The 9,212-nt window shown below is 68.9% G+C and carries 8 protein-coding genes and 1 pseudogene; 1 reads left to right on the top strand and 8 read right to left on the bottom strand.

Going from position 1 to position 9,212, the window contains the following annotated elements:
* Window positions 1–177 precede the first annotated feature (177 nt).
* The gene (locus ACFYY6_RS38080) at window positions 178–1,311 is read left to right on the top strand and encodes an IS630 family transposase (protein WP_389197725.1); all 1,134 of its coding nucleotides are present in this window, start codon (window positions 178–180) and stop codon (window positions 1,309–1,311) included.
* Between the two features lie 7 nt (window positions 1,312–1,318).
* Here ACFYY6_RS38080 and ACFYY6_RS38075 read toward each other — a convergent pair whose 3' ends face one another.
* The 8 genes and pseudogenes from ACFYY6_RS38075 to ACFYY6_RS38040 all read right to left on the bottom strand — a co-directional run bounded on the left by ACFYY6_RS38075 (window position 1,319) and on the right by ACFYY6_RS38040 (window position 8,863).
* Entirely contained in the window at window positions 1,319–1,921 is a 603-nt protein-coding gene (locus ACFYY6_RS38075) for a GNAT family N-acetyltransferase (RefSeq protein ID WP_389197723.1), read from the bottom strand.
* Entirely contained in the window at window positions 1,914–2,531 is a 618-nt protein-coding gene (locus tag ACFYY6_RS38070; RefSeq protein WP_351635927.1) for a hypothetical protein, read from the bottom strand. The genes ACFYY6_RS38075 and ACFYY6_RS38070 overlap by 8 nt, the downstream gene beginning before the upstream one ends.
* The gene (locus ACFYY6_RS38065; protein ID WP_351524667.1) at window positions 2,521–3,153 is read right to left on the bottom strand and encodes a TetR/AcrR family transcriptional regulator; all 633 of its coding nucleotides are present in this window, start codon (window positions 3,151–3,153) and stop codon (window positions 2,521–2,523) included. Before ACFYY6_RS38065 ends, ACFYY6_RS38070 begins: the two co-directional genes overlap by 11 nt.
* 334 nt (window positions 3,154–3,487) lie before the next feature.
* Window positions 3,488–4,331 (bottom strand): annotated as a pseudogene (locus ACFYY6_RS38060) (IS5 family transposase).
* Window positions 4,332–4,730: 399 nt separating this feature from the next.
* Window positions 4,731–5,810 (bottom strand): WD40 repeat domain-containing protein, encoded by a 1,080-nt coding sequence (locus tag ACFYY6_RS38055; RefSeq protein WP_389197721.1) that lies wholly within the window; start codon window positions 5,808–5,810, stop codon window positions 4,731–4,733.
* Window positions 5,811–6,313: 503 nt separating this feature from the next.
* Window positions 6,314–6,718 carry a hypothetical protein gene (locus ACFYY6_RS38050; RefSeq protein ID WP_389197719.1) on the bottom strand — a complete coding sequence of 135 codons (405 nt, stop codon included), beginning with the start codon at window positions 6,716–6,718 and terminating at the stop codon, window positions 6,314–6,316.
* Between the two features lie 29 nt (window positions 6,719–6,747).
* A complete protein-coding gene (locus ACFYY6_RS38045) occupies window positions 6,748–7,743 on the bottom strand; it encodes a hypothetical protein (RefSeq protein WP_389197717.1) in 996 nt (331 codons plus the stop codon).
* A 28-nt stretch (window positions 7,744–7,771) separates the two neighbouring features.
* Window positions 7,772–8,863 carry a hypothetical protein gene (locus ACFYY6_RS38040; RefSeq protein ID WP_389197727.1) on the bottom strand — a complete coding sequence of 364 codons (1,092 nt, stop codon included), beginning with the start codon at window positions 8,861–8,863 and terminating at the stop codon, window positions 7,772–7,774.
* Between the last annotated feature and the right edge of the window lie 349 nt (window positions 8,864–9,212).

Genomic DNA, 9,212 nt, shown 5'->3' with positions numbered 1-9,212 from the left:
GCCGCCCTGCGCGTATCTCACCCAACCAGAACTACCGGACCTGGCGCTCAACTGTCAGGCCGATAGCCCGACATCACTCAATCAAGTTCAGTAGTGCCGCATCAGGCAACGTTTGCCCCGTTGTGACGCATCGTTTGGTTGCTGCGCCGGGCGGCACCGGGCGGTCAGAATGATCACGTGGCTGAACGTGTGCAGGTCCGGGAGATCGATGACGACGAGGGCAGGCGGTTACTGCGGATCCTCCGTCGCGGCACGGGTTCGGTGGTGACCTGGCGGCGGGGTCAGATGGTGCTGCTGTCCGCGCAGGGCATGTCCGTGGCGAAGATCGCCGAGGTGACGTTCGCAAGCCCGGACCGCGTCCGGGACGTGATCCACAACTTCAACGCGGACGGCTTCGAGGCGCTCTACCCGAAGTACAAGGGCGGCCGGCCGAGAACCTTCACCCTTCCTGAACGCCGGGAGATCAAGAAGATCGCCAAGTCAAAGCCGGCTGAGCACGGCTTGCCGTTCTCGGTCTGGAGCCTGGTCAAGCTGGCCGACTTCCTGGTCGCCGAGGGGGTGGTCGACGACATCAGCCACGAGGGCCTTCGGGTCCTGCTCCGCGAGGAGGGCGTCTCGTTTCAACGTGTGAAGACCTGGAAGTCCTCCCGGGCCCCGGACTATGCGGTCAAGAAGGCCCGCATCGAGCATCTCTACGCGATCGCCGACGGCGAGGTCGTACCCGAGGAAGGCGAGCCCGAAATCGTCTTCTGCATGGACGAGTTCGGGCCGCTCAACCTCCAGCCCCACTCCGGTCGGCAGTGGACCGAACGCGGCGGCCGGCACAAGGATCCCGACCGCGAGCCCCGGCCCCGGCGCCGGGCGACCTACACTCGCCCGCACGGGGTCCGGCACCTGTTCGCCGCCTACGACCTGGCCAAGGACCAGCTCTGCGGGCACGTCAAGAAGACCAAGAACAGGTTGAAGTTCCTGGAGTTCTGCCGCTACCTGCGCTCACTGCACCCGATACACGTACGCATCGCGATCGTCTGTGACAACTACTCCCCGCACCTGACGACGAAACGGTGTCAGCGGGTCGCGACGTGGGCGACGGCGAACAACGTTGAGATCGCCTACACCCCGACCAACAGCTCCTGGCTCAACCGGATCGAGGCCCAGTTCACCGCCCTGCGCTACTTCACTCTCGACGGCACCGACCACGCCAGCCACAAGGAGCAGGGAAGCATGATCCGCCGCTACATCATCTGGCGCAACAAGCACGCCGCCGACGAACGCCTTCGCGAGGTCGTGAGCAGGGCAAACGTTGCCTGATGCGGCACTAGCTCGGTATGCGGGCCATCGATGTGACGGTCAGCGGTCCCAGCGAGGTCTCGCCGAGCGTGGTGAAGTCGAAGTGGCGGTAGAGGGGGACGTTCGCCGGGTCCGCCGTGGTCAGGTGGACTGCTCCCGGCGTCGTCGTCAGGACGTGGTCCAGGAGGGTGCGGCCCGCTCCACGGCCGGTGAGGTCCGGGCGGACTCCGACGAACTCCAGGGTCCAGGCTCCCGCGGGGGCCCCGCCCTCGGTGGCGTCCAGGTAGCGCAGGGTCCGGCCGAGGGCGTGCGGCCCGCTGCTCAGCAGGGTCCGGGCCGCCCAGAGCGCGCGGGCGCCGGCGGGCGGGGTCGCGCCCGGCGGGGTCAGGACGGCTGCCGCCAGGAGCCGTCCGTCGGCGTCCACCAGTGCCGTACGGCGGGCCCCGGCGAGGCCGGCGTGGGTGCGCAGGGTGGCGCGGAACCAGTGAGCGCGGGCGGAGTGCGCGCCGCCGCAGATCCAGGAGACGGCCGGCTCCCGGGCGAACGCGGCGGCCAGCAGATCGGCGCAGGCGGCCGGGTCGGGGTCGGTGTCGATCCGGTGGGAGGCCGCGGCGGCCAGGTCCTCAGACATCCCGACCCCGCTCCAGGGGCGCCTCGGGCACGAGGTGGCAGACGAGCAGTTTGAGGAAGAACAGTGGTGCGAACCAGGCAAGCGTGGCCGGTACCGGCAGCCAGAACAGGTTGACCAGGACGGCTGCCATCAACACCGCCATCGCCACGGGCCGTTTGAGGTGGACGGGCGCGAACTCCACCGCCACCGCCCCGCCGAGGAGCAGTGCGGCGTTCGCCGAGGTCCAGGCGAGGTCGCCGGAGAGGACGTACAGCCCCATCGCGGCGAGGTGGATCAGGTGCGCTGAGACGAACAGCAGCCGGGCGCGCCGCGCCGCCGGGTCGGCCCGGTGGTACCAACGCTTCGCGGCGTTGGTGGCGTTGGTCAGGACCCCGCCGATCAGGTCGAGCCCGGCCAGGGCGACCACGACGAGTTGCCCTGTCGACCAGTCGCGTGCGGCCCCCGAGCTCCACAGTCCGGCGGCCAGCAGCAGGGCGCAGCCGAGGAGGCTGATGGTCTCCACCGCGGACTCGGAGCGGGACTTGCCCGGACCCATGAACCGTTCCAGGCGGCCGGCGAGGCCGGGCGGGGTGGCCGGTATCTCCCAGGAGATCCTCAGGTCAGTGCGCATCGTTCGGCTCCTGTCCGGGGGCCGCGGTTGCCGCTGCGCCCCACAGGCCGCGCAGGAGGCTCCACAGCTGGTCCGGGGGGTCACCCTCCGGGAGGCCTTCGAGGGATCCGCTTGTCATCAGGGCCACGGCCCAGGCGTCCGCGGCCCGGACGACGGCGGCGGTCGCCGACACCATCAGTGCGTGGTCCACATCGGTACGGATCATCCCGAGCCGACGGCCGTCCGTGACCAGGGCGCCGAACCAGTCGAGCCACAGGCTTCCGTCGCTGCGCCCAATGGCAGCGTCGGCGAGGGCCAGGTCCTCGGGGTGGTCCCTCAGGTGGGCGGCGAGGGCGGCGGATCCAGCGGTGAACCGGGCGCCGAAGTCCTCCTCGTCGCGGGCCGGGTCCCAGGGTCCGAGGGCGTCCAGCAGTCGGTCGAGGACTCCGTCGAGGACCGCGGTGAGCAGGTCCTCCCGGCCGTCGAAGTAGTGGTAGGCGGCGGTCTTGGAGACTTCTGCCGCCTCGATGATCTTGTTGTAGGAGGCGCCTTCGGCGCCGTGCTCGGCGAAGTGCCGACGCGCGACTCCCAGGATGTGCTCCCGGCGTTCGGCGGGCAGGCGGTCGAAACGGGGAAGAGGCATGAACGCATGATACGCACCAGCAGGGTGTACCGCCAGTGCATCCCACTGGTTTCTGGGGGATGGGCGGACCGCGCCAGGTGAGCCGGTCGTTGGTCATGACGGCGCTCTGGCCTGGCAGGCCCGCGTGGGGGGCGCGGATCTGCTGCAGGGTCTCCGGCATGCGAGGCGAGGTGCGAGCCGGGCCCCGGCCCCGCCCGTCCCTTGCGTCACGGAGAGGCGCTCACTTGTAGAAACCTTGTAAACCTGCTGGTCAGTGACACGGCTGCAGAGGCATGTCGATCACCTGGTGAAAGACATCTCACGTGCCCAACAACTCGCGCGAATAGGTGGGTGGTCATGGTCGGCGGTGGGGGTGTGTGTCCCAGCGGTGCGTGGTCCAGGCTCGGCGGATCAGACTACGGACGGTGGTGATCGTGTCGGCGAAGTCGAAGAAGGCGTTGATGACGTGGACCCGACGTTCGTAGCAGCGGGCGAGCCGGTTGAAGGCGTTCTGCCAGGCATGTGTTCGCTCGGCATGCCACCGTCGGCTGGCCTGGATGGGTGCTTTGGTGCCTTTCTGCGCGATCCGGCCGTGCAGCCCCCGCTCGCCGAGCAGGTTGCGGGACTTGTCCGAGTCATAGCCGGCGTCGAGGTGCACGGTGATCTCGTCAGGCAGTGGCCCGAGTCTGTCCAAGAGGTTGAGGGTTGGGGCGAGGAGTGGGGAGTCGTGGCGGTGGGCGCCGGCCAGGACACGGCCGAGCGGTATGCCATAGCCGTCGGTCATACCCGAGCGTTTCATGCCCTGTTTGCCCCGGTCGACGGGTGAGCGTCCGGCCGCTTCGCCGCCGCCGGGGGCTTTGGTGATGGCCCCGTCCACGGCGATCTGGTCCAGGGCCAGGCCCACAATGCGGTCATAGGCGTCGAGCGCGAGGTGCTTCAGCTTCGCGAAGATCCCCAGGCGTATCCACTCGTCCCGGCGGGTGCCGGATCGTGGTGGCCGAGCAGGTGGCGTCCGCGATGGCCTGGTAGGAGCAGCCGAACCGCAGGACCTGCAGGAGTTTGTCGAAGACGACCCGGTCGCTGATGCGGCGGCGGTGGCAGCCCAGCGGGTGGGCCGGGTCGAAGACCGGCCGGTTCGGCAGCAAGGCGGCGAACTGGTCCCACAGCGGTTCGGCCAACCACGATGGCAGCACGGGCACAGATCTCCCCAACAGTCGCACGGCGCCGTAGGAGTGGGATCACAGCGCTGGTAGTCGTTTCGTCGAACAGGCGCGCGCCAACCTCGCAGGCACAGGCGCAAAGGGGAGGAGCTTCATCCAGCGCACTCAGGCAGTGTGGCGCCTCACCTGAACCGGTTCCTTCGCCTCACGCGAGGGGTTGTGGTGCTCAAGGGCGGGTGTGCCGCCGGGGCCGATCTCGACATCGCCGTCTTGTCGTCTGGTCCGACGTACGCCCGCCACCGCCGCCGGGCCGCGAGTGCCTGCGGCCGCCCGCGACTATGCTGTCCGGCCCATCGATCCTGGGGGTGGCGATGGCCAGCTGAGGAGTGCCGGCCGGTGCGACGGCACCCTCTCGGAAGGCGGTACACGGCCTGGGGTTCAGCGGGGGGAGAAGAAAGCGAGTTCCCTGTCGAAGCCGACCAGCAGCCCTGCGCCCGGCACCACTGCTACCGCGTTGACCAACGAAGGAAACGACAGGAACGGAACGTTTTGCTCCCTGGTGGCCAGGTCCCACACCCGCACCGCAATAACGTTCGGGTTGTATCCGAACTCCTCGATGCCGGAGGTGACGGCGACCGGGCGGCCGTCCACCAAGCCCGTCGCCACCAAATGCGCCGCACCGAAGGGGGGGATCAAAGGCTCACCGATCTGCTGGCCGGTGGCCAGGTTCCACACCCGCACCGTGCGGTCATCGCTGCCCGAGACGGCGACGGACCGGCCGTCCACCACTGCCGTCGCCACTGCCCACACCCTGCTGGTGTGGCCGGTCAGGGGTTCGTCGATCTGCTGGCCGGTGGCCAGGTTCCACACCCGCACCGTGCGGTCATCGCTGCCCGAGACGGCGACGGACCGGCCGTCCACCACCGCGGTTGCCACCCCGCGTACCCAATCGGCGTGGCCGGTCAGGGGTTCGCCGATCTGTTGACCGGTGGTCAGATCCCACACCCGTACCGTTTCATCGTGGCTGCCGGTGACGGCGACCAGGCAGCCGTTCACCACCCCCGTCGCCACCGCCGACACTGCTCCCGTATGGCCGGTGAAGGGCTCACCGACAGGCTGGCCGGTGGCCACATCCCATACCCGCACCGTGCAATCAGCGCCGCCGGTGACGGTGACGGGCCGGCCGTTCACCACCACCGTCGCCGCTGCGTACACCTCATCGGTGTGACCGGTGATGGTGTGCCGGAGCGGAGGGCCAACCAGGCCACCCCCCGTAGCCCATTCCACCTCCCACCGTGCCACCTGCTGGCCCTCTACTGGCACAGTCGCGATCCGCGAGGCCAACTCCCGGTCCCCGTACCGGGCGGCATCCAACGCGAGCAACTGCCGCCGCACCCCGCCCCCTGTATCCCACTGGTGCAGATGCGCCGAGGCTCGGTACACCGCAGCCGCCAGCACCTCCTCCTGACCGGTTGCACCGTCCAGTGCCGCCAGGACCCGCTCCGGGTCGGTGTTCACCAGCCACCCCGGATCGGCCAACCACCCACCCACCACGGCACCCTCACAGCCTGGGCCACCATTTTTAAGATCGTCAGACCGACACGGTATCCACCCCCACCCCACAAACACACACCAGCAACGAAATTGCGTACTTCTACGCACACCACGACCAGCCCCCAGCCCCCAGCCCAGTATCCGGGCAACCCCCAGTGCCGTATGGAGACCGCACCCCCAGCACCTCACCCAAGCCATCAACGCCCAGCATCGTGAACAGGAGCACCGTGGCCCCGCGCCACCACAATGACGACCGGCCCGATTGGCTTGCAATGATCACACTGAGTAACGAACGTCCGGCCATAGCGAGACCCAGCCAATCACCCGAGCCCGCGCCTACTCGTGCGGGGTCTAAGTCGTTCGTGTAACTCCCGGTCATGGGGGAATGCGCCGATGACCAGTGGCTCGCATGGGGCGTCCAGTGGGGCGCGGCGCGATCTTGCGCCCCACTGGACGGCAGCGAGCTGCTAGAGGACGGCTACGGTGAACGGCCGGTCTGCTCCCTTGCCGCTGCTGTCGCTGGTGATGACGGTGATGGTGTTGGCGTTGTTGCCGCAGTAGCTGTGCGGGGCGCCGATGGCGGTGATCTCTCCCCGGAAGTTGTTGAGTGTGGCGATGATTGCCGCGTTGGCGAGGTCGTTGACGGCCTTCGGCGCGACCTTGACGCAGTAGACACCGGTACCGGTGCCCCGGGTGACCGACTGGACGTTCTTGGTGTCCAGAAGCTTGGCGTCGGCGGACACCTTCGCAGCGGCGCGGGCGTAGGGGGCGTCGATGTCCGCGGCCGAGGCGGTACCGGACAGGACAGTCAGGGACGTTACGGCGCCGAGAGCGAGAGCGAGTACGCGGCTGGTGACCCTGGGTTGCATCATCTTCTTCACTACCCTTTACGTCGAGATCATTACAAAGGGTAACTATGTCGGGGGCGTGAGCCACTCGCGGATACTTCCGAGGCAAACCCCCGAATGGAGGGCCTCGCACCTCTCGGTGTTGACCCCGGCCGCTCGCCACACCCCGGCGCGGAACGCCCGAAGCGCCACTTCCCGGGCCGGAGCGGCTCCGCTGCGGCAGCGTGGCCTCGCGGCGCGCGGCACGTTGGACAGGCCAACACGTGCAAAGCCAGCCCCGGTCGGGCGCGTGTGACGGCCCTCGACTCCCGCCCGGCGTCAGGGCCGTCGTCGCGCACCGGCGCCGCCAAGTCGGACAGCGATGTCCAGCACCGCAGGCCGAACATTTTGTTCACGGCCTGTTTGATGGTGAGGCCGCTTTGCTCCCGCCGCGGCGGGACCACGGATGCGGGAGCCGGAGGGACTTCGACGGCGAGGACCTCGACGCGCTGGCCGGGGACTGTCTGGGCGGCGATGCGGTTGCGTTCCCGCTCGGAGGCAGCGAAGTGGATGAGCGGGGCGAGGTTCTTGCGTAGTGCCGGAACGCGGCTGGCCACCGGGCAGATGACCGCGTACGGCTTGCGGCGCAGGTATACGGGCACACCCATGGCGAATTCGGGAAGGCCGTCGCCAGCAACACCGGGGTAGGCGCCGGCCTCGTGGTAGACGAACTTCACCACCGGTTTGACCAGAGCCTTCTGGCGCTGGAGCAGCGCCTCGATCGCCGCCAGGTGCTCCTGCTCTGCGGCCTCCCGTGCTTCTCGCTGCCGCCGGTGGACGGCGACCAGGCGGTCCATGACCTGCTCTCGCCGGGCCGTCGCCTGGACCTGTTCCTCCTCGAGATCGAAGTACGGGCGGGTCACCCAGCGCCATTTGCCGTCATCCCTCCGTCCCTTGGCGCGCAGCCGGTGCGGGCGGGTGGTGTTCGCGCAGATGGCGGCGACGAAGCGGTCCAGCGGGAAGGGTTTGGCCGTCAGCCAATACCGTGGCCGCCACAGGGCAGTGGACACTGAAGACCCACTTCCGATACGCGTCGCCTTAAGAGCGGGTGGCGGTCGCGCAGTTGTCGCCCGTGGCCGTGGTGCCGTCACTCGTGCCAATCGGCTTGCTGCGGTCGTACGGATCGACCTGGTGGGCCTCGTCGGCAGGCTGATTGTCGGCCGTGCCGAAAGGGGGTACGAAGTAGCCGGTCGGGGCGGAGCAGCCGCCGTTGGTCATGTCGAGCGCGTACGAGACGAGGGACATCGTGCCCGGTTCGGTGATGACCTTGGCCGGGTCGTCCCAGCTCATCACCACCTGGCGTCGCACGATTGTACGGACGACCTCGGCGTTCCGCCCGCTGTCGACCGCCGAGGTGACCGGGTACACGAAGGTGACGTCCGCCGTCACTTCGACCGCCCCCTGTTTCCCCTCCCGGTAGGTGAGCCGGCCGCGTGTCTTGATCACGTCGCCGACCAGCCTGGACTGCTCCGGCCTGAAGCGGCTGAACAACAGCAGCGGGTCGGTCTTGTCAGTGGTCGTCGTCGACGACAGTGCGGTACGGAGGTACTCCTGGATGTCCTTCTGGTGTGGGTTCAGCAGCGCGATCGCCTTCGTGGGCCGCGCGCCTTGCAGCACGCGGGAGTTGAGTCCCGCGGCTACCAGGAAGTCCCTGCTCTGCCGCAGGGCCCGCTCGACCTGCGCGGTGTCCATCCAGCCGGTCGCCTTGGCCGGTGGCACCGCGATCCCTGCCGCTCCGTCGGCCCAGTGTGCGGCAGGCGAACCGCGGAAAGGTTCGGCGAGGGTAGGGGGCAGATCCTGCTCGGCGCCGGGAGCCCCCCGCGGGCTTTCCGACTCGGCGGCCAGCGGTGCCCCGTCCTGCCCGCCGTCGTTGTCACCGAACCAGCCGACGACCTGCTGCGGGAAGAGCGCCACGACCAGGAGGGCCACGACCGCCACCAGCCCGGTCACGTACCAGCCGGTCCTGGGCCGGGGCCGGGCCGGTGAGTACGTACGCCAGCCTTCCGGCTGCCCGGAGCGCTCCCGCAGCCGCCGCTCCACCTCACGGGCGCGAGCCGACGGCTCCACGGGCGCCCCGGCCGCACCCGTCACCGATTCGCGGAGGAACCGCTCCCACTCCTCTTCGGGCACGGACGATTCGCCCTGCCCCCCAGCCCCGCTCACACCGCACTCCTGTTCTCGCTCGATTGCTCGATGCCCGATGGCTCGATCGCTCGGCCACTGATCAGTTGGTTGTGCACCGGTCCATCGAGAGCCACCCGTATGATCGCATGAGCAAGCTGCCAGCCTGTGGGTGAAATGTCAGGTCGCCGCGCTGTCCGCTGGCACGGCCGTGGGCGTGACATTCGACGACAGAACCTAGAAGTGGCTAGTGCTGTGACCGGCAAGGTTTGCCCGGAAGGAGCGTCGTCCGGTGCGTGCGATCGCAAGGCGGCCGAAAGCCCTCGTAGCGGGCTACGTGGGGTCTCGGCCAACGCCG

It is taken from the genome of Streptomyces sp. NPDC001750 (assembly GCF_042892615.1).
GTDB lineage: Bacteria > Actinomycetota > Actinomycetes > Streptomycetales > Streptomycetaceae > Streptomyces.
This window is presented reverse-complemented; position numbering and strand designations above follow the sequence as displayed.

Bases quoted from the DNA above. Each gene is read 5' to 3' on its own strand.
- ACFYY6_RS38075 (WP_389197723.1), bottom strand. From the start codon at position 1,921: ATGTCTGAGGACCTGGCCGCCGCGGCCTCCCACCGGATCGACACCGAC.
- ACFYY6_RS38070 (WP_351635927.1), bottom strand. From the start codon at position 2,531: ATGCGCACTGACCTGAGGATCTCCTGGGAGATACCGGCCACCCCGCCC.
- ACFYY6_RS38065 (WP_351524667.1), bottom strand. From the start codon at position 3,153: ATGCCTCTTCCCCGTTTCGACCGCCTGCCCGCCGAACGCCGGGAGCAC.
- ACFYY6_RS38050 (WP_389197719.1), bottom strand. From the start codon at position 6,718: ATGATGCAACCCAGGGTCACCAGCCGCGTACTCGCTCTCGCTCTCGGC.